Below are 18,689 nucleotides of genomic sequence, written 5' to 3' on the forward strand. Positions count from 1 at the left end.
CCGCGGAAGAGTGGGTCTGCGCATGGGTGGGGGTCCTCTCGCCTGGGTTCGTGAAGTGAACGTCAGGTCGGCACGGAGGGAGCGTTGATGACACCTCTGAGCAGGAGTCAAGCCCTTGTCCGACCACAAGACCTTGGATCTCTGTTCTGGAAGCGCTCTCAAGCAGCGGATACAGGAGTCCTGGATCCGTGAAGCAGTGTCATTCCCCTGTGACCGGTCGTCAAGAAGTTGCGCAGGGTTCAACTGTTGAAGGATGAGGTCGGGTTGGCCTTGCCGCTGCCGACGGTCCGGAAGCCGGGGTGGACCCCGGGGGTGAGCCCCTGCTCCTCGGCCACCTGCCGCAGCAGCGCCGTGAGTTGCCGGTGCTCCTCGGGTGAGAGGCCGCGGCAGATCTGCTCCTCGTGCGCGCGACCGGCCTGCTGCAGCTCGCCGAGCAGCGCCGTGCCCTGCTCGGTGAGGTGCAGCGCGTAGAGGCGCCGGTCGCCGGCGTTGCGCCGGCGCTCGATCAGCCCGCGGCCCTCCAGCTCGTCGGCGAAGGGCACGAAGCGGCTCGGCGGCATGCCGAGCCGGTCGGCGAGCTCCCGCTGACTGCGGCCGGGCTCGGTGGCGAGCAGGCGCAGCAGTCCGGCCTGTGGCGGGGTCAGGCCGATGGCGGAAATCCGCTCGGCGAAGGCCGTCGCGGCGTGCGCCCCGAGCTGGGCCAGCAGGAAGGCGGCACCGCCGCGGGCCGGGATATCCATACGCATGAGGATACGGTACCCGCTTGACAATCGTTCCGCTTTGTAATCATTCTCTTGTATATACGATTCTCCCGAGGAGGAACCCATGACCGCCCCCGCCCGCCGCCCCCAGTCCGGGCCGCCGCTGCTCGCCCCGGTGCTGGCCTACGCCGTGCTCACCGTCGGCGCCGTGGTCGCCAACCGCTCCACCCCGCATCCGGACGCCTCCGGGGCCGCCGTCCTGCAGTACGCCGCGGCCCATGGCACCGCGATCAAGCTCGGCGCCTTTCTGCTGCTCGGCTCCGCGGTCCCGCTGGCCATCGCCGCGGCCGTCCTCTACCGGCGGCTGCGGGCGCTCGGGATCACCGCGCCCGGATCGGCGATCACCCTGGTCGGCGGGGTGCTCGCGGCGGTGGCGCTGACCCTCAGTGCGATGTTCGCCTGGACCGGCGGACGGCTCCCCGCCGACGCCGGACCCGCCCTCGCCCGGGCGCTGGCCGACCTCTCCTTCCTGGCCGGGGGACCCGCCTACGCGGTGGGTTTCGCGCTGCTGATCGCCGGGGTCTCGGTGACCGGCCTGCTCGCCGGGCTGCTGCCGAGGACCCTGGCCTGGATCGGCCTGGTGCTCGCGGCCGTCGGGATGCTCGCCTCACTGACCCTGCTCGGCTCCGGCTTCTCGTACCTGCTGCCGGTGGTCCGCTTCGGCGGCACGGTGTGGCTGGTATTCGCCGCCGCGCTGCTCCCGCGGACCCGGGTCCGCAGCCAGCCCCCGGTGTCGGCCGGGGCGTCGGCTGGGGACTCGGCTCGGGCCGGAGGGGTGACCGCATGAGCGCCACCTACACCGAGCTGTCCGGCCGCACCGTCCTGGTCACCGGCGGCTCGCGCGGCATCGGTGCGCAGACCGCGCGGGCCTTCGCCGGCCAGGGCGCCGGGGTCTGCGTGGTCGGCCGGGACCGGGACGCGCTGGACGCCGTCGTCGGCGGCATCACCGACAGCGGCGGCACCGCGATCGGCGCGGTCGCCGACGTGACGGACTCCGCCGCGCTGGAGCGGGTGCGGGGCGAGGTCGAGTCCCGGCTCGGCCCGGTCGACGTCCTCGCCGCCTTCGCCGGCGGCCAGGGCTTCCCGGTGCCCGGCGCCGACCTCACCGAGCAGCGCTGGCGCCAGGTCATCGACTCCGACCTGACCTCCGCCTTCCTGACCGTCAGGACCTTCCTGGGCGGCACGGACGGCATGATCGGGCGCGGTCGCGGCTCGATCATCACCATGTCCTCGGCCGCCGGGCGCCAGCCCAGCCAGGCCAATCTCGCCTATGGCGTCGCCAACGCCGGGGTGGTGATGCTCACCCGCCAGCTGGCCACCGAGCTCGGCCCGCACGGGATCCGGGTCAACTGCATCGCCCCGTCCTCCATCGGCACCGAGAAGGTGCTCGCGCGGATGCCCGCCGCCGTCCAGGAGCAGGTCGCCGCGCTGCACCCGCTGCGGCGGCTGGGCAGCACCGACGACGTGGCGAGCACCGCGCTGTTCCTCGCCTCCGCCGCCGCCTCCTGGCTGACCGGCCTCACTGTCGACGTGGCCGGCGGCCGGATCACCGGGTGACCCGCGGGGGCGGCTCGGTTCAGCCGGAGCTTTCCGGGCGGTCGGGGAGGCTCGGGCGGTCGGGGAGGTCGAAGAGGCTGCTGTCGAGGGCGAACTCGGTCTCCTGCTGGGCCTCTTCGCGGAGCCGGTCGGCCAGGTCGGGCGGCGGGACCTCCGCCTCGGTGGCCTCCTCGAAGATGAACTCCCTTCCGCTGACGATCAGTTCGACACCGTCGGCGAGCACGATCTCGTCCCCGGGGCGCAGCCGCCGGTACTCGCCCGGCGGCAGCCGGAACTCCTCAGGGGCCGGGCGGACCCGGCGGATCGTGGTGCCGTTGCGGCTGGTGTCGCAGGCGCGGAGCTTCCAGCCGTCCCAGCGGAGCGTCACATGGCTGCGGCTCACCCGGCTCCCGCCGCCCTCGTCGCCGGCGTGCACCCAGCCGGCCAGCGCGATGCCGTCGCCGCCGGGGATCCTGCCCACGGCGACCTCCTGTCGGGGCGCCACCAGGAAGCGGGTCCGCACGGTGCCGTCCACCCGTGCCTTGACCTGGACCCGGCGCGGATACGGGCCGATGTCGATCAGCCGCAGCTGGTGGGTGGGGCAGAGCACCACGCCGTGCCGGTACTTGGGCACCGGCTGGTAGTCACCGCCGTCGCCGCGGGCGCCGCGGTCCGCGCCGAACAGCGGGCAGTCGGCCTCCGGGCAGCTCCAGCGCCGCGACAGCAGGGCCCGGCGCGGGCCGGTGCCGCCGCTGCGGTCGTACATCCCGGCTCCGAGCAGCAGCCCTTCCTCCTCCTTGCGCGAGATCTCCCATTCCCCCGGCGTCGGCATCACCCGCGGCTCGACCCCCACGCCGACCCCGCCCGGGCCGGGGCAGGGGCGGAAGAAGCGGTCGCTGTTGCCCGCGATCCACGGGTAACTGCGGCAGTACTCCTTGTAGTTGTCGCGACTTACGACCGCTTGGCCGGTGGTGTCCGCGAGTTCGATCAGCCGGTCGTCGGCGACGTCCATCACCTCGATCAGCCCGCGCTGGTACCAGTTCCGCAGCGTGGCCCGCTCGTTGTCGCTGAGCCGCCGGTCCCGCAGCAGCGAGGCGTCGGCGACGGCGTAGACCTGGACGGTCTCGTCCCGGGTGTGGCTGATCAGCCCATCGATCAGGGAGACGAACCGCGCCAGATCGACCGGCCGACTGCTGCAGAGGTCCGCGGTCTTCATCACATTGGACATATCCACGGCGAAGTCCGCAGCCGCGGGATCCAGGGAGAGGTGCGACTCTGTTCCCATGCCGGGCAAGCTAGCAGAGCCCGGCCCCGTTCACACGGAGACGCGGCGGTCGGTGGGGGTGATGGGGAGGTCGTTGATGCTGGCGTAGCGGCGGTGCATCAGGCCGTTGGGGGCGAACTCCCAGTTCTCGTTGCCGTAGCTGCGCCACCACTGGCCCTCGGCGTCGTGCCACTCATACTCGAAGCGGACGGCGATGCGGTTGTCGGTGAAGGCCCAGAGTTCCTTGCGGAGGCGGTAGTCGAGCTCGCGCTGCCACTTGTCGCGCAGGAAGGCGACGATCTCGGCGCGGCCGGTGAGGAAGCGGTCGCGATTGCGCCACTCGGAGTCCTCGGTGTAGGCGAGGGCGACCCGTTCGGGGTCGCGGGTGTTCCAGGCGTCCTCCGCGGCCTGGACCTTGGCGCGGGCGGTCTGCTCGGTGAACGGGGGCAGCGGCGGGCGGGCTTCGGGCATGGTCTTCCTCCGGGGCGCTGGGAGAACGAGCGTTCTCCCTCGCTCACGGTACGCTGGGAGAACGGTGGTTCTCAAGTGCGGAGGCGACAGAGGTGGCGACGGACGTCGAAGCGCTGCGGGCCCGGGTGCTGGACGCGGCCGAGGCGCTGTTCTACGCCCGGGGCGTGCAGAGCGTCGGCATGGACGAGGTCCGCACCGCCTCCGGGGTCTCGCTCAAGCGCCTCTACCAGCTGTTTCCCGGGAAGGGCGAGCTGGTCGAGGCGTATCTGCGCCGCCGCGATGCCCGCTGGCTCGCCGCCCTGGCCGCCCATGTCGCGGCCGAGCCCGACCCGGGACAGCGTCCGCTGGCGGTCTTCGACTGGCTGCAGCTCTGGTTCGCCGAGCCCGACTTCCACGGCTGCGCCTTCATCAACGCCTTCGGCGAGCTGGGGGCCACCTCGCCCGCCGTCGCCCGCGCGGTGGCCGACCACAAGGCCGCCTTCCGGGCCTACCTCGCGGAGCTGGTCCGGGACACCCCCCTCGCGGAGCAGCTCGCGCTGCTGGCCGAGGGCGCGATGACCACAGCAGCGATCACCGCCTCCCCGACTCCGGCCCACCACGCCAAGTCCGCCGCCCGCGTCCTGCTGGCCGCGTCCGCCTGACCGCCGCGCCACCGCCACCGCGGCCACCGCGGCTCAGCGCGTGAGCGCCCGCAGCCGCGCGCCGGCGCCGCGCCTGATGCGGTGGGTGCGGCCGTGCTCGGCGAGGACGGCCAGCACGCCGGGCCGCACGGAGCTCTCGGCGAGCCGCCGTTGGAGCCAGTCGCTGTAGTCGGGCAGCTGCTCGGCCGCGAGCGGCTCACCCTCCTCGTGGCGCCGGAGGCGCAGTCCGTCGACGGCGCGGGTGTGCAGGAAGCTGCTCTGCCGCAGGACCCGGTCGACGGTCGCCTGCCAGTCGCCCAGGGCCTGGCTCGAACCCAGTTCCCCGATCCGGTTGCCGAGGTGCTGGATCACGGTGGACAGTCCCATCGCCTGGTCCGGGTCGCAGAGGAACGCGGCCAGCAGGTCCGCCTCGCCCGCCGTGCCGGGGCCGGTCCGTTCGAGCAGCGCCGTGTACCAGGCATAGCGGGGGTGCTCGTCGGCGGCCAGGGCCGCGATCTCGCCCGGCGCCGCTCCGGCGAAGGCGAGGATCTCCTCGGCCGTGCTGAACGTCCCGGTGATCCGGCCGAGCAGGAGCCGGCCCGGTTCGAGCGCCTGCGCGCCGCTGCCGCGCAGCGCGACCAGCCCGCTGTGCCGGTAGGGGAGGACGGGGCAGGACTGCCCGGCCCGCTCGATCTGCCGCACCGTCAGATCGACCGGACGGCCACCGCGCACGCCGCCGAACCGCCGTCGGAGGGGGACCGGCCCGGCGACGCAGTGCATGACGGCGAGGAGCCCGTCCGCGTCGCCGCGGTGCAGCTCCTCGATTCGCAGCTCCGCACCGGTCGCGTCGATCATCTCGAACCTCCGGTCCGGTCAGGTGTTGAGGTAGGCGAGGACGGCGAGGACGCGGCGGTTGTCGACCTCGGACGGGGGGAGGCCGAGCTTGGCGAAGATGTTGGAGGTGTGCTTGGTGACCGCGCCCTCGCTCACCACCATCCGGGCCGCGATCGCCGCGTTGGAACGGCCCTCGGCCATCAGCGCCAGCACCTCGTGCTCGCGCGGGGTCAGTGCGGCCAGCGGCGCGGCCCGGGCCTTGTGGGTCAGCAGTTTGGCGATGACCTCCGGGTCCATCACGGTGCCGCCCGCGGCCACCCGGCGGACCGCGTCCACGAACTGGTCGGAGTCGAACACCCGGTCCTTGAGCAGGTAGCCGACCGCCCCGCTGCCGTCCGCCAGCAGCTCCCGCGCGTACAGCTGCTCCACGTACTGCGACAGCACCAGCACCGGGAGGCCGGGCGACTCGCGGCGGGCGCTGAGGACGGCCTGCAGGCCCTCGTCGGTGAAGGTCGGCGGCATCCGGACGTCGACGACGGCCACGTCCGGCTTCAGCTCCAGCAGCGAACGAAGCAGGTCGGGGCCGTTGTCGACGGCGGCGACGATCTCGAAGCCGTACGCTTCGAGCAGCCGGACCAGGCCGTCCCTCAGGAGGAAGAGGTCTTCGGCGAGGACAACACGCACGGCAGCTCCACGGTGATGACGGTCGGGCCGCCCAGCGGGCTGCTGAGGGCGAGGATGCCGTCGAAGGCAGCGAGTCGGCGTTCGATCCCGCGCAGCCCGGTTCCCCGGCTGCTGTCGGCGCCGCCGCTGCCGTCGTCCCTGACGGTCATCAGCAGGCGTCCGTCACGGTACTCGATGTCGATCCACACCCGCCCCGCGCCCGCGTGCTTGCCGGCGTTGGCCAGCGCCTCGGCGACGGCGAAGTAGGCGGCGGACTCCACCGGGGCGTCCAGCCGTCCGGGCAGGTCGACGGTCACCTCGGTGCTGAGCGCGCTGTCCAGGGCCAGGGCCCGCACCGCGTCGCCGAGCCCGCGGTCGGACAGCACCGGCGGGTGGATGCCGCGGACCAGGTCGCGCAGCTCGGTGAGCGCCTTGGCGGAGGAGTCGCGGGCCTCCAGCAGCATCGCCCTGGCCTGCTCCGGATTGTGCTCCAGCAACTGCACGGCCGCGCCGAGGTTCATCCCCATCGCCACCAGCCGGGCCTGCGCCCCGTCGTGCAGGTCGCGCTCGATCCGGCGCAGCTCGGCGGCCTGGGAGTCCACGGCGTCGGTGCGGGTCACGGTGAGCTGCTCGACCCGCTGGGCGAGCACGGCGGCGGGGGTGGGCGAGAGCAGTACGCTGCTCCAACGTCCGTACCGGTCCAGCAGTTTGGGTGCGGACCAGAGGCCGAGGCCGATCAGCAGCACGCCGATCGCCGAGGTCGCCGCGATGTCCCCGGTGTGGCCCTTGTGGATGTGCAGGAAGAGGTACCAGTCGTTGTAGCCCGCCTGGGTCATCGGCCCGGCGAAGGCGCTGATGACGAAGCCGTAGACGCCCTCCAGGATCAGGGCGAGCGGCAGCAGTGCCAGGAAGCCGCCGACGAACGGGTCGACCAGCAGCCAGAGCAGGTCGCGCCAGGTGGCGGGGTCGGACAGGATCCACTGGCAGCGGCGCCACTGGCCCAGCCATCCTTCCGGCAGGGTCTCCGGGCCGGGCTCGGGGAGGTAGGGGGCGGCGATGGCGGTCCCGGTCCACTCCCGGACCAGCTGCCGGCGCCGGCCGGCGATGCCGCGGACGCCGGCCATGGCGATGGGCAGCAGGAAGAGCCCAAGGCCCAGTTCGAGCAGGCTGCCGGCGACAAGGGCGAAGATCAGCGCGGCCATGCCCGGATACACCAGCAGGTGCAGGGTGAGGCCCTGCCTCACACTGCCGAGCCTGCTGCTGAGCCAGGAGCGCGCTGTCTCCGTACGGCTGACCGTGGTGCCGCTCATGCTGTCCCCGCCCTCGTCCGCTTGTGTGCTGTCCGCTGTCTGTGTTCGTACAGTCTGCGGGGGAGGGGGCGTCGGACGCAGGGGCGCTGGCCACCGGATTCGGGGGTGGGGAAAACTCCACCCCGGAGCAGCGGCCGGAGGCGCTGGAGACGGACCGCAGGACCGGGGGTCGGGGCCCGGTCCTGCGGTCCGTCTGGCTTGAGTTGACGAGCGGTCAGCTCGCCGTCGGCGGGTAGCGGAGCACGTTCACCGGGACGGTGGCGGTGCCCTGGGCCGGGTCGCCGACGTCGTTGATCACGTGGTCGATCACGCCGTCGCCGTTCAGCGACACCGTCAGCAGGTCGTGGAAGACCACGTCCTTGGTGAGCGGGACCTCGAAGCTGTGGCTGACGTGGATGGTCGGGTCGACGTTGAAGAAGCAGTAGCTGCCGAGGCCCCAGGCCTCGTGGTGCTTCACGTAGTTGTCGACCTTGTAGGCGGCCCAGCCGAGGATCCCGTGGTGGGTGTAGGCGGCCTGGTTCGGCGGGTCGTAGGGCAGCTCGTTCTGGAACATGATGGTGCTGCCGTGCTCGCCGTTCCAGATCACGTTGTACTTCTGGAAGTGCTCCACGAACAGGCCGGTGGCCTGCACCTTGTCGCCGTTGACGATCACCCCGGTCTCGGCGGTGTTGACCGTCCAGCCGACGCCCGAGCCGTGGTCGGCGCGCCAGGCCCAGATGTGGTCGAGCAGCACGTTGTCGGCGTTGACGACCAGCGCGGTGGTGGCCTTGCCCGGGCCCGCGCCGCCGATCCGGAAGAACACGTCCTGGACCGAGGTCGGGTCGCCCGCGTCGCTCCAGCCGCCGCGCTTGTCGCCGACCTGGAGCAGCACCGGGGAGTTGTGCTCGCCGGCGTCGAACAGCAGCCCGGCGATCTGCACGCCCTTGGTGCTGGCCACGGTCATCGGGACCACCCCGCCGACCGGGCTGAGGGTCGGGAAGCCGATGCCGAGGACGATGGTCTCGGCATTCTTGACCCGGATGGTCCGGTCGACCTGGTAGACGCCGGGGGTGAAGAGCAGGTGCTTGCCCTGGTCCAGCGCCTTGTTGATGGTGTGCGCGGAGTCGCTCGGCTTGGCGATGAAGAACTCGTCGATGGCGATGGTCCGAGCGGCGGTGGGGGCTCCGCCGTTCCAGGTGGTGCCGACCGCGTCGTGCCGCAGCCGGGGCACCACGACCTGCCAGCGGCCCTTGGCGTCCACCGCGAGGAAGGGCTTCTCGCGGCTCTTCGGGCTGGTCGGGAGGGTGGTGTACGGGGGGTTGGGAAAGGACTGGGCGGGTGCGCCGATGACGCCGGCGAAGACCTGGTTCCAGACCGCGTTGGACCAGCTGCCGACCTGGCTGTCCCGGGTCAGCCACTGCTGCTGGGAGGCGTTGATGACCTGGCTGTCCACCACCGAGTCGGCGATGAACCCGCCGCTGGTGTAGCCGCCCTGGCGCGGGAACAGGAACAGGCTGCCCTTGACGTGGACCCGGCGGATCGGCGCGGCCTGGGACACCGCGAACCAGTTGATGCCGTCGGTGGGGACGATGGAGAGGTTCTCCATCGAGCGCCAGAAGTTGGTCAGCCCGTTGACGGTGCCGTCGGACTGCTGCTGGCCCTCGACCCGGATCTCGCCGTTGATGGTGACGTCGTCGGGGGAGAGGCCGAGGCCGGCCACCGAGGTGTAGTAGCCGAGCTGGATGTCGGCGTTGTAGGTGCCGGGCTTGAAGAGGAAGGCGAAGCGGCCGGTGCCGAACTCGGCCGGGACCTGCTGCGCGGCGGCGGCGTCCACGGCGGCCTGGATGGTGGCGGCCGGGGTGGACGGGTCGAAGATCTGGACGTTGGGACCGAAGTCCGGGGTCGGCGGGACCTTGGGCGGCTTCGGCGCCTTGGCCGGCTCTGCGGCGGGGGCGGCGGCCGAGGCGGGGCCGGCGACGGCCACGGCCAGCGGGATCGCGCTGGTGGCGAGGGCGGCCACGGCGAACGCGCGGCGGCTCAGGCCGTCCTTCGGCTGCCCGGACTGCCCCAACTGTCCTGAATGTTCGGCGAGTTGCGGTCCCACATCGGGAAGTTCACTGTCAGCGGCCCTGAACGGTGACATTTACGACTACCTGCCTTCTTCAAATGAAGCCAGCGATCCGACGATGCACGGGTGGCGGCCATCGCGGTAGAGCGCTCTCTCGGAGACGTACTGTGCTGCCGGAGTGACGGCCTGTCAAGGCTGAATACTGAGTTCCGGAACCATGCCAGTGGGGCCTGCGGGGCGATCTGGAAGCGCTCTCAAGGGGTGTTCGGAAAGGGCGCAGATGGGGGGCGGTCGCTTCTGTACGTACGACCAATGCGTTCAAGTAGTGAACGAAGTGGCCGGCCGTCAGGGAAGGCTGCTGCGGGAGGCGTTGCGTCGGGCCCGGGGCGGCGACAGTATCCAGAGAGCGACAGTATTTCGGAGCAAGGGCAACGGCGGGTGACAGGACGGGAGCTGATCGGTAGCTGATGGGTGGCAACGGCGGCTGGCTGGCACGGGTCGGCGCGGACCCGCAGGCGCGGGCCCGCGAGATCGGCCACGCGCACTCCGCTTTCGTCGCCACGCACCAGCTGGCGGCGGGCGGCGGCACCGGGCTGCGCGAGGTGGTGGCCCAGTCCTGGCTGCGCTCCTCGGACGCCCGGGTGGACCAGGCGGTCGACCCGCCGGTCACCCTCACCGACGGCGACCTCGCCGCCTACCGCGAGGCGCATCCGCTGGCCCGGGTCATCGACGTGCTGCGGCAGATCGTCGGTACGGCCGCCGACGACGGAGACCATCTGATGGCGGTCTCGGACGCGTCCGGCCGACTGCTCTGGGTCGAGGGCAACCGGGCCGCCCGGGCCCGCGCGGCCCGGATCAACTTCGTCGAGGGCGCGCTCTGGGACGAGGCCCACGCCGGGACGAACGCCCCGGGGACGGCGCTGGCGCTTGACCACGAGGTGCAGATCTTCGCCACCGAGCACTTCCGGCAGCCGGTCCAGGACTGGACCTGCGCGGCGGCCCCGATCCACGACCCGGCCACCGGCCGCATCCTCGGCGTCATCGATGTGACCGGCGGCGACATCGTCGCCAACCCGCACAGCCTGGCGCTGGTCCGGGCGGCGGCGCGGGCCTGCGAGGCGGCGCTGTGGCTGCCGGGCGAGCGGCCGGACCTGGGCGTGCCGGTACTGACCGCGGCGCCGACGGTGCGGGAAGGCGCACGGTTGCGGGCGCTGGGCCGGCCCGAGGGCCTGCTGATCCTGGCGGACGGCGGTGAGATCCGGCTGACCCGTCGTCACACCGAGCTGCTGATCATGCTGATGCTGCATCAGGACGGGCTCACCGGCGAACAGTTGTCGGACCTGCTGTACCAGGCCCCGGCCAACCCGACCACGCTCAGGGTCGAGCTGGCCCGGCTCCGCCGGGTGGTCGGCGGCCTGGTCGCCTCCCGCCCCTACCGGCTGACTGCCCCGCTCCGGGCCGACTTCCTGGACGTCGCCGCCGCGCTGCACCGCGGCGATCTCCCGGCCGCGCTGGCCGGCTACAGCGGTCCGCTGCTGCCCAGCTCCGAGGCACCGGCCGTCTGCTCGCACCGGCGCTGGCTGGACACCAGGCTCCGCGCCGCCGTGCTGGCCTCGACCCGCCCGGAGACGGTGCGCGCCTGGGCCGACGGGCCCGGTTTCAACGACCTCCAGGTCTGGGAGCGGCTGGCCGCGATCGCCCCGAACGGGTCGCCGTGCCGGGGCGTGGCGCTGGCCCGCCGGGGCGAGCTGCGGGCCGAGTGGGGCCTGGTCTGACGGTCGGCCCGGGCATGCAACGTTGGTGCAACGTAGCCGGAACTAGGGTGCGGCCGTAGGGCCGGACGTCCAACGAGGGGCGCCCGGCATGCAGGCTGACGGAGGTCACACCACCATGGCCCGTTTCGCTGCGCCGGGAGAATCCGGCGCGAAGATGGACTACCTGCCGCGTTACGACCACTGGATCGGCGGCGAGTTCGTACCGCCCAAGCGCGGCCAGTACTTCGAGAACCCCACGCCGGTGAACGGGCACACCTTCTGCGAGGTGGCCCGCGGCACCGCCGAGGACGTCGAAGCGGCCCTGGACGCCGCACACGCCGCGGCTCCGGCCTGGGGCCGCACCGCGGCCGGCGAGCGGGCGAACATCCTGAACCGGATCGCTGACCGGATGGAGCAGAACCTGGAGGCCCTCGCCGTCGCCGAGACCTGGGAGAACGGCAAGCCGATCCGGGAGACCCTGGCCGCCGACATCCCGCTGGCGATCGACCACTTCCGCTACTTCGCCGGAGCGATCCGGGCCCAGGAGGGCTCGCTCGCCGAGATCGACGAGGACACCGTCGCGTACCACTTCCACGAGCCGCTGGGCGTGGTCGCGCAGATCATCCCGTGGAACTTCCCGATCCTGATGGCGACCTGGAAGCTCGCGCCGGCCCTGGCCGCGGGCAACGCCGTGGTGATCAAGCCGGCCGAGCAGACCCCGGCGTCCATCCACTTCTGGATGAGCCTGGTCGCGGACCTGCTCCCGCCCGGGGTGGTCAACATCGTCAACGGCTTCGGCGTGGAGGCCGGCAAGCCGCTGGCGTCCAGCCCCCGGGTCGCCAAGGTCGCCTTCACCGGGGAGACCACGACCGGGCGGCTGATCATGCAGTACGCCAGCGAGAACATCAAGCCGGTGACCCTGGAGCTGGGCGGCAAGAGCCCCAACATCTTCTTCGACGACGTGAGTTCGGACCACGACGACTTCCTGGACAAGGCGCTCGAGGGCTTCACCATGTTCGCCCTGAACCAGGGCGAGGTCTGCACCTGCCCGTCCCGGGCGCTGATCCAGGAGGGCCACTACAGCGAGTTCCTGGACGCAGCGGTGGAGCGCACCCGGGCCATCGTCCAGGGGCACCCGCTGGACACCGACACCATGATCGGCGCGCAGGCGTCCAACGACCAGCTGGAGAAGATCCTCTCCTACCTGGACATCGGGCAGCAGGAGGGCGCGAAGATCCTGATCGGCGGCTCGCGCTCGGAGCTGGAAGGGGAGTTGGCGGGCGGCTACTACGTCGAGCCGACGATCTTCGAGGGCAACAACGCGATGCGGATCTTCCAGGAGGAGATCTTCGGCCCGGTGGTCTCGGTGGCGCCCTTCGCCACCTACGACGACGCCATCCGGATCGCCAACGACACCCTCTACGGGCTCGGGGCGGGCGTCTGGACCCGTGACGCGACCACGGCGTACCGGGCAGGGCGGGCGATCCAGGCCGGCCGGGTGTGGACCAACTGCTACCACGCCTACCCCGCGCACGCGGCCTTCGGCGGCTACAAGGGCTCCGGCATCGGCCGCGAGAACCACAAGATGATGCTGGACCACTACCAGCAGACCAAGAACCTGCTGGTCAGCTACTCGGCGAAGAAGCTCGGGTTCTTCTAGCCATGGACGGGACCAAAGCCGAACGGGTGGCGGTGACGCCCGCCGCCGAGGAACTGCTGCGCAAGCTCTACGCCGTCAACGGCCCGCTGATGTTCCATCAGTCGGGCGGCTGCTGCGACGGAAGCTCGCCGATGTGCTACCTGGAGGGCGAGTTCCGGACCGGGGCGTCGGACGTACTGCTGTCCGCGCTGCGGGTGCAGGGCGTGGCCGAACCGGTGACGTTCTGGATGTCCAGGGACCAGTTCGCGCTCTGGCGGCACACCCACCTCACGGTGGACGTGGTGCCGGGGCGCGGCGGCGGGTTCTCGCTGGAGTCGCCGGAGGGCATGCGGTTCCTGATCCGGTCGCGGCTGCTGACCCCGGAGGAGCTGGCGGAGCTGGACGAGACGAGTAGTGAGTGATCGTCAGTTTGGTTCCGGTGACACGTGGTAGAGGAAGTCCGCCCGCGCCTGGAAGCTGCTCCGGCAGCGTCCGTCGGGGCCGAGGGCACGGGTGGCCGTGATCGGCCGGTCGTCGGGACCGGTCAGTCGCGGAGCAGGACCCCGGGCGGGGACGGTGAAACCGACCGTCCCCGCCCGGGACGTTCGCAGGGTCGCCCGGAGCAGGGAGTGGTCGCGCCAGGCGAGGTCGACGGTCAGACCGCCGTGAGCGCGTAGGCCGTGCGCGGAGCCCTCGGGCCAGGCGGTGGGGAGGGCGGGCAGCAGGGCGGCCCCGTCCGCTGTGTTCTGGAGCAGCAACTCGGCGACGGCCGCCGTTGCGCCGAGGTTGCCGTCGATCTGGAAGATGCTCGGCGGGTGCAGGTCGAACAGGTTGGCGGCGGTGGAGCCGGTCAGCAATGTGACCAGGCTGCGGTGGGCGAGGTCGCCGTCGCCGAGCCGGGCGGCCAGGGCCGCCACCCAGGCCAGGCTCCAGCCGGTACCGCCGCCGCCGTGGTCCAGCCGGGACCGCAGGGCGCGCCGGGCGGCGGGACGGTCCTCGGGGGTCGCGCCGCTGCCGGGGTAGAGGCCGTAGAGGTGGGACAGGTGGCGGTGGCCCCGGTCCTCGACCGGCACCTCCTCCGCGAACTCCAGCAGGGCGCCGTCGGCGCCGGTGCGGGGGCGGCGCAGGCGGGTCCGGGCGGTGCCGGCCCTGGCCGCCAGCTCGGGATCCAGGCCGAGGAGTCGGGCGGCGCGGGTGTAGGAGTCGAGCAGTTCGGCGGCCAGCCAGTAGTCCATGGTGGTCATCGCGCCCACTGCGGCCAGGCTGCCGTCCGGGGTCCGGAAGCGGTGCTCGGGGGAGGTGGACGGGCAGGTCACCAACCGGCCCTCGGCGTCCTCGGTGAGGAAGTCCAGCAGGAAGAGCACGGCGCCGCGCATCGCCGGGTAGCCGCGCCCGGCGAGGAAGCCCAGGTCGCCGGAGTAGAGGTAGTGCTGCCACAGGTGCGCGCAGAGCCAGGGGCCGGCCTGCGGCCAGTTCGCCCACTGCGGGTCGCCCTGGACCGGGTTGCTGCTGCGCCACAGGTCGACATTGTGGTGCACGGCCCAGCCGGCGCAGTCGTAGTACGCGCGGGCGGTGCGCTGCCCGGCCTCGGCCAGGTCGCCGATCAGGTCGAACAGCGGCTCATGGCACTCGGCCAGGTTGGTGGACTCGGCCGGCCAGTAGTTCATCTGGGTGTTGATGTTGGTGGTCCAGTCGCAGTTCCAGGGTGGACGCGGCTCCGGGTTCCAGATGCCCTGGAGGTTGGCGGGCTGGGTGCCGGGCCGGGAGCAGGCGATCAGCAGATAGCGGCCGTAGGCGAAGTGCAGGGCGCTGAGCCCCGGGTCGGCCGCGCCCGCGCGGACGGCGGTCAGGCGTTCGTCGGTGGGGAGTTCAGCGGATCGGGTGGGGAGGTGAAGGCCGGCGCGGTCGAAGAGGCGGGCGTGGTCGGCGGTGTGCTCGGCCAGGAGGGTGTCGAAGGGACGGGCGGCGGCAGCGGTGAGGGCGGTGGTGAGGCGGGCCCGCAGCTCGGCGTTGGGGCCGGCAGGGACGGTGCGCCAGCCGCGGTAGCCGGTGGCGGCGGCCACCAGCACCGTCGCCGCGTCGGCACCGGTGACGGTGACCCGTCCGTCGGGGTGGGTAAGGATGCCGCCGCCTTCGGTGCGGACACGCAGTCCGACGCCGAATCCCATCCCGGCGTCCTTGAGTTGACCCAGAGTCAGTTCGCTTTGCTGGAAGGTGGGATGGGGTGAGCTGATACGCGCGGTGAAGCTGACCCGGCCCGGTTCCGTCGCTTCGATGCGATGCACCAGCACCCCGGCGGGGGCCGAGACGAAGGTGGTGCGGGTCTGTCGGCCGCCGTCCTCGATCACGAAGCCGACCGTGTGGGTGGCGCTGCCGAGGTCGAGCGTACGGCGGTAGTCCGATGCGGCGCCCGGGCTCCGGTGGGTCAGCAGCAGCGACCCCAGCGGCTGGTACGGCTGGGTGTCCGGTCCCTGCATCCGCCGGGCCAGCACGTCGGCGCGCCGGTGGTCCCGCTCGTGCAGTACGGCCTGCCGCAGCGCGGGGAGGTGCCGCGCTGCCTGGTGGTTGTTGCGGTCGCCGGGACCGCCCGCCCAGAGGGTGTCCTCGTTCAGCCCGATGCTCTCGGCCACGACCTGGCCGTACACCATCGCGCCGAGGCGGCCGTTGCCCAGCGGCAGGGCTTCGAGGAAGCCGGCGGCTGGCGCGCGGTACCAGAGCGAGCGGTCACTGTCCGGCATGGCCGTCCGATTCAATGGGCTCGGGGATGAGGGTGAACGCGGCGAACCGCTGCTCGCCGCGCAGCAGGAAGCGCAGGTCCTGGACGCCGCGCAGGTCGGCCCGCACCGGGACGGTCACCGATGTCCAGGCGTACCGGCCGCCGGTGGAGGGCACGGTGATCCGGGCGGCGGGGCTTCCGCCGATCCGGAGTTCCAGCTCCGCGCTGCCCGCACCGGTCCTGGACACCTCGACCCGGAGCAGCAGTGGGCCGCCGTCGCCGAGGTCGGCCGAGCGGAAGACGGCCGCCGACAGTTCCGCGTCGGCGGTCGGGGTGACGGCGTCGCCGGTGTCGCGGGCGGCGTCGACCAGGGTGAGGCCCGCGCAGTCGTCGAAGTCGACGGCCAGGATGCGTCGTCCGAGGACTGCGCGGGGTGCGGGGGCCGGGCCGGTCACGGTGAGCGGCGCGGCGAGGGGGAGCGACGCGGCGGAGCGGCCGACCAGGATCTCGTACCGGCCCGGGTCGACGGTGAAGGCGTCGGTGCCGACGTCCCAGTGGGCCAGGGCCTCGGCGGCCGACAGCTCGAAGCGGACGATCTGCTGCTCGCCGGGGGCGAGGGTGACCTTGTGGTAGCCGGCCAGTTTGAGCAGCGGGGCCTGGTACCGGGCGTCCAGGGCGCGGACGTAGAGCTGTACGGTCTCGCGGCCGGTGCGGGGTCCGTTGTTGGTGAGGGTCGCGCTGATCACGACCGTGCCGTCCTGGGCGCAGGTGCCTGAGTCGAGCCGCAGGTCGTCGTAGCTGACGCTGGTGTAGGAGAGCCCGTGTCCGAAGGGGTAGAGCGGTTCGGCGCGGTGGTACTGGTAGGTCCAGCCGGCACTGATGATGTCGTAGTCGAGGCGCTCGGGCAGCGGGTCGTCGGCTCGGTACCAGGTCTGCGGCAGGCGTCCGGACGGCTCGGCCCCGCCGCGCAGCACGGCGGCGACGGCGCGTCCGGTCTCCTGGCCGCCGTGCGAGGTCCAGACGACGGCGGGTAGATGCCGGTCGGCCCAGTCGACGGCACAGGGGTAACTGCTCATCAGCACCAGCACGGTATAAGGGCATTCCGCGGCCACCGCTCTCAGCAGCGACTCCTGCTCCGGAACGAGAGCAGTGCTCTCGCGGTCCTGGGTCTCCCGGCCGTTGATCAGCGGATTGTTCCCGAGCACAACGATCGCGGTGTCCGCCCCCCGCACGGCGGCCAGCGCGTCCGCCGTCCCGTCCCGGAGGACGCCGCGGGTCCAGCGCTCGGCCTCGGCCGGGTCGGTCGCGGTGACCGTGACCGCGCCGCTGGCCGGGTCGACCACGGCATAGCGCCCGCTGGACACATTGCGCAGCAACTCGCGCCCGTCCGGCTGGAGTTCCAACCGGAAGGTCTCGTGGACGTCCCAGCCGTTGGGCTCGACCTGGTCGGCGCCGAGGCTGGCGTCCGCGTCGCGGAGACTGAGGAACTTTCCATTCTCCGCATGACGGAGAGTCAGAACGCCGCTGCCCCAGTCGAAGAGGTCATAGGCGGAGCTTCCCAGCGCGTGGACCGCCCCATCCGGGTCGCCGTCCGGTACGGCCAACTGCCCGCCTGTGGTGGATGAGGTCAGGGTGATCCGGTCCACGCCCTCGGAGCAGACCACTTCACCCGGCCCCGCGCGCAGGCCGTCCGCCACGGTGATCCGGTACGGCATCGTGCCGCTGTACCAGTCCTCGCAGAGGGTGTCCGCCAGCGGTCCGACCACCGCGATCCGCCGCCCGGCGGAGGGGCCGAGCGGCAGCGCCCCGCCCTCGTTCTTCAGCAGGACTACGGCCCCGGTCGCCGCGCGCAGCGCCAGTGCCCGGTGCCCGGGGGAGTCCACGACCTCCCAGGGGGTGTCCGCGTAGGGGTCGAGCCCGGGGTCGAACTCGCCCAGCCGGAAGCGGATCGACAGCTGCCTGCGGACCGCCCGGTCGACGTCCGCCCCGGTGAGCAGCCCCCGTTGCAGCGCCTCGGTGATCCGGCCGATGGTGACCCCGCTGTCCTCCCCGTGGTCGGTGAAGCTGTCCACACCGGCCCGCAGCGCCGCCGCGTGCGAGGCGGCGTGGTCGTCGAAGTACTGCTCGGGGTCGACCAGGTTGGACGGCGCCTCGGCGTCGCTGACCACGAACAGCTCGTGCCCGGTGGGGGCGGCCCAGCGCCGCAGCTCGGACTCGACCAGCGGACTGACGTGGCAGGGACGGCCGTTGACCAGGTTGTAGGCCAGCATCACCCCGGTCGCGGAGCCCGAGACGAGCCCGGTCCTGAAGGCGGCGAGGTCGTACTCATGGAGCACCCGGGGGCGCAGCCCCGAGGAGGTGGTGCAGCGGTCGTCCTCGTTGTTGTAGGCGAGGAAGTGCTTGAGGATCGGCGCGGTGCGCAGCCGGTCCGGGTGGTCGCCGGCCATGCCCCGGCAGTAGGCGTCGCCGAGCCGGGCGGTGAGCAGCGGGTCCTCGGCGTAGCCCTCCTCGTTGCGGCCCCAGCGCGGGTCGCGCAGCAGGTTCACCACCGGGGCCCAGGCCTGGAGGCTGTGCCTGCCCGCGCCGGCGGCGGGCGTCCGGTGGTGGTGGAAGGCACGCAGTTCGGTGCCGGTCGCGGCGGCGACCTCGCGGCAGAGCTCCTCGTCCCAGGTCGCGCCCAGGCCCACGGCCTGCGGAAACACGGTGGCCACACCGAGCCAGCCGACCCCGTGCAGCGCCTCGGTGCCGGTGCGGAACGGGCCGAGGCCGAGCCGGGGGACCGCCGGCGCGTACTGGTGCAGCAGCGCGATCCGCTCCTCCGGGGTGAGCCGTCCGAGCAGGTCCTCGACGCGTGCGGCCAGCGGCAGTCCGGGGTCCTGGAAGGGGTGCGGCCCGGCCGCTCGCTGGTGCTGCTGGACGGACGCGGAGGCGGTACTCACCTGATGGACCCCTTGAGGTACGTGGTCTGACGGAAGCGATTCGAAAGTGACACCGAGGTGATGCCCTGTCAACCGTCCGAGCGGTGGAGATCCTGCACAGCGTCCGCACATATGGCACTGACCTGCACAGTTATC

15 protein-coding genes are annotated in these 18,689 nt (G+C 72.3%); 6 read left to right on the forward strand and 9 right to left on the reverse strand.

Going from position 1 to position 18,689, the window contains the following annotated elements:
* Window positions 1-239: 239 nt before the first annotated feature.
* Window positions 240-746, reverse strand: coding sequence for a MarR family winged helix-turn-helix transcriptional regulator (locus ACEZDG_RS09710; RefSeq protein WP_380505557.1), 507 nt, complete (start codon window positions 744-746; stop codon window positions 240-242).
* A 79-nt stretch (window positions 747-825) separates the two neighbouring features.
* Between ACEZDG_RS09710 and ACEZDG_RS09715 the strand changes: the two genes are divergently transcribed.
* Window positions 826-1,548: a DUF4386 domain-containing protein gene (locus ACEZDG_RS09715; RefSeq protein WP_380505560.1), complete on the forward strand. Its 723-nt coding sequence runs from the start codon at window positions 826-828 to the stop codon at window positions 1,546-1,548.
* A complete protein-coding gene (locus tag ACEZDG_RS09720; protein ID WP_380505563.1) occupies window positions 1,545-2,318 on the forward strand; it encodes an SDR family NAD(P)-dependent oxidoreductase in 774 nt (257 codons plus the stop codon). The genes ACEZDG_RS09715 and ACEZDG_RS09720 overlap by 4 nt, the downstream gene beginning before the upstream one ends.
* A 19-nt stretch (window positions 2,319-2,337) precedes the next feature.
* Here ACEZDG_RS09720 and ACEZDG_RS09725 read toward each other — a convergent pair whose 3' ends face one another.
* Together ACEZDG_RS09725 and ACEZDG_RS09730 are read right to left on the reverse strand one after the other, a co-directional pair.
* On the reverse strand, window positions 2,338-3,582 hold the full coding sequence (locus ACEZDG_RS09725) for an FHA domain-containing protein (protein WP_380505566.1): 1,245 nt from the start codon (window positions 3,580-3,582) through the stop codon (window positions 2,338-2,340).
* A gap of 30 nt (window positions 3,583-3,612) precedes the next feature.
* The gene (locus ACEZDG_RS09730) at window positions 3,613-4,032 is read right to left on the reverse strand and encodes a nuclear transport factor 2 family protein (RefSeq protein WP_380505569.1); all 420 of its coding nucleotides are present in this window, start codon (window positions 4,030-4,032) and stop codon (window positions 3,613-3,615) included.
* A 92-nt stretch (window positions 4,033-4,124) separates the two neighbouring features.
* On the opposite strand from ACEZDG_RS09730, the gene ACEZDG_RS09735 reads away from it, so the two are divergent.
* Complete coding sequence (locus tag ACEZDG_RS09735; RefSeq protein ID WP_380505572.1) at window positions 4,125-4,673, forward strand: TetR/AcrR family transcriptional regulator; 549 nt, start codon at window positions 4,125-4,127, stop codon at window positions 4,671-4,673.
* Window positions 4,674-4,706: 33 nt separating this feature from the next.
* On the opposite strand, the gene ACEZDG_RS09740 is transcribed toward ACEZDG_RS09735, so the two are convergent.
* The 4 genes from ACEZDG_RS09740 to ACEZDG_RS09755 all read right to left on the reverse strand — a co-directional run bounded on the left by ACEZDG_RS09740 (window position 4,707) and on the right by ACEZDG_RS09755 (window position 9,542).
* Window positions 4,707-5,507 carry a hypothetical protein gene (locus ACEZDG_RS09740; protein WP_380505574.1) on the reverse strand — a complete coding sequence of 267 codons (801 nt, stop codon included), beginning with the start codon at window positions 5,505-5,507 and terminating at the stop codon, window positions 4,707-4,709.
* Between the two features lie 18 nt (window positions 5,508-5,525).
* A complete protein-coding gene (locus ACEZDG_RS09745; RefSeq protein WP_380505577.1) occupies window positions 5,526-6,170 on the reverse strand; it encodes a response regulator transcription factor in 645 nt (214 codons plus the stop codon).
* Window positions 6,134-7,459 (reverse strand): sensor histidine kinase, encoded by a 1,326-nt coding sequence (locus ACEZDG_RS09750; protein ID WP_380505580.1) that lies wholly within the window; start codon window positions 7,457-7,459, stop codon window positions 6,134-6,136. The genes ACEZDG_RS09745 and ACEZDG_RS09750 overlap by 37 nt, the downstream gene beginning before the upstream one ends.
* A gap of 214 nt (window positions 7,460-7,673) precedes the next feature.
* Window positions 7,674-9,542 carry a coagulation factor 5/8 type domain-containing protein gene (locus tag ACEZDG_RS09755; RefSeq protein WP_380505583.1) on the reverse strand — a complete coding sequence of 623 codons (1,869 nt, stop codon included), beginning with the start codon at window positions 9,540-9,542 and terminating at the stop codon, window positions 7,674-7,676.
* Window positions 9,543-9,973: 431 nt separating this feature from the next.
* Here ACEZDG_RS09755 and ACEZDG_RS09760 point away from each other — a divergent pair, with 431 nt between their 5' ends.
* From ACEZDG_RS09760 to ACEZDG_RS09770, 3 genes are all read left to right on the forward strand, one after another.
* The gene (locus ACEZDG_RS09760; protein WP_380505586.1) at window positions 9,974-11,281 is read left to right on the forward strand and encodes a GAF domain-containing protein; all 1,308 of its coding nucleotides are present in this window, start codon (window positions 9,974-9,976) and stop codon (window positions 11,279-11,281) included.
* A gap of 115 nt (window positions 11,282-11,396) precedes the next feature.
* Entirely contained in the window at window positions 11,397-12,920 is a 1,524-nt protein-coding gene (gene adh / locus ACEZDG_RS09765) for an aldehyde dehydrogenase (RefSeq protein ID WP_380505589.1), read from the forward strand.
* A 2-nt stretch (window positions 12,921-12,922) separates the two neighbouring features.
* Window positions 12,923-13,321 carry a DUF779 domain-containing protein gene (locus tag ACEZDG_RS09770; protein WP_380505592.1) on the forward strand — a complete coding sequence of 133 codons (399 nt, stop codon included), beginning with the start codon at window positions 12,923-12,925 and terminating at the stop codon, window positions 13,319-13,321.
* Window positions 13,322-13,324: 3 nt separating this feature from the next.
* Here ACEZDG_RS09770 and ACEZDG_RS09775 read toward each other — a convergent pair whose 3' ends face one another.
* Window positions 13,325-15,637 (reverse strand): glycosyl hydrolase family 95 catalytic domain-containing protein, encoded by a 2,313-nt coding sequence (locus tag ACEZDG_RS09775; RefSeq protein WP_380505595.1) that lies wholly within the window; start codon window positions 15,635-15,637, stop codon window positions 13,325-13,327.
* Window positions 15,624-18,554: a glycoside hydrolase family 3 C-terminal domain-containing protein gene (locus tag ACEZDG_RS09780; RefSeq protein ID WP_380505598.1), complete on the reverse strand. Its 2,931-nt coding sequence runs from the start codon at window positions 18,552-18,554 to the stop codon at window positions 15,624-15,626. The genes ACEZDG_RS09775 and ACEZDG_RS09780 overlap by 14 nt, the downstream gene beginning before the upstream one ends.
* Window positions 18,555-18,689: the final 135 nt, after the last annotated feature.

The sequence above is a fragment of the Streptacidiphilus alkalitolerans genome, assembly GCF_042511045.1.
Classification (GTDB): Bacteria; Actinomycetota; Actinomycetes; order Streptomycetales; family Streptomycetaceae; genus Streptacidiphilus; species Streptacidiphilus alkalitolerans.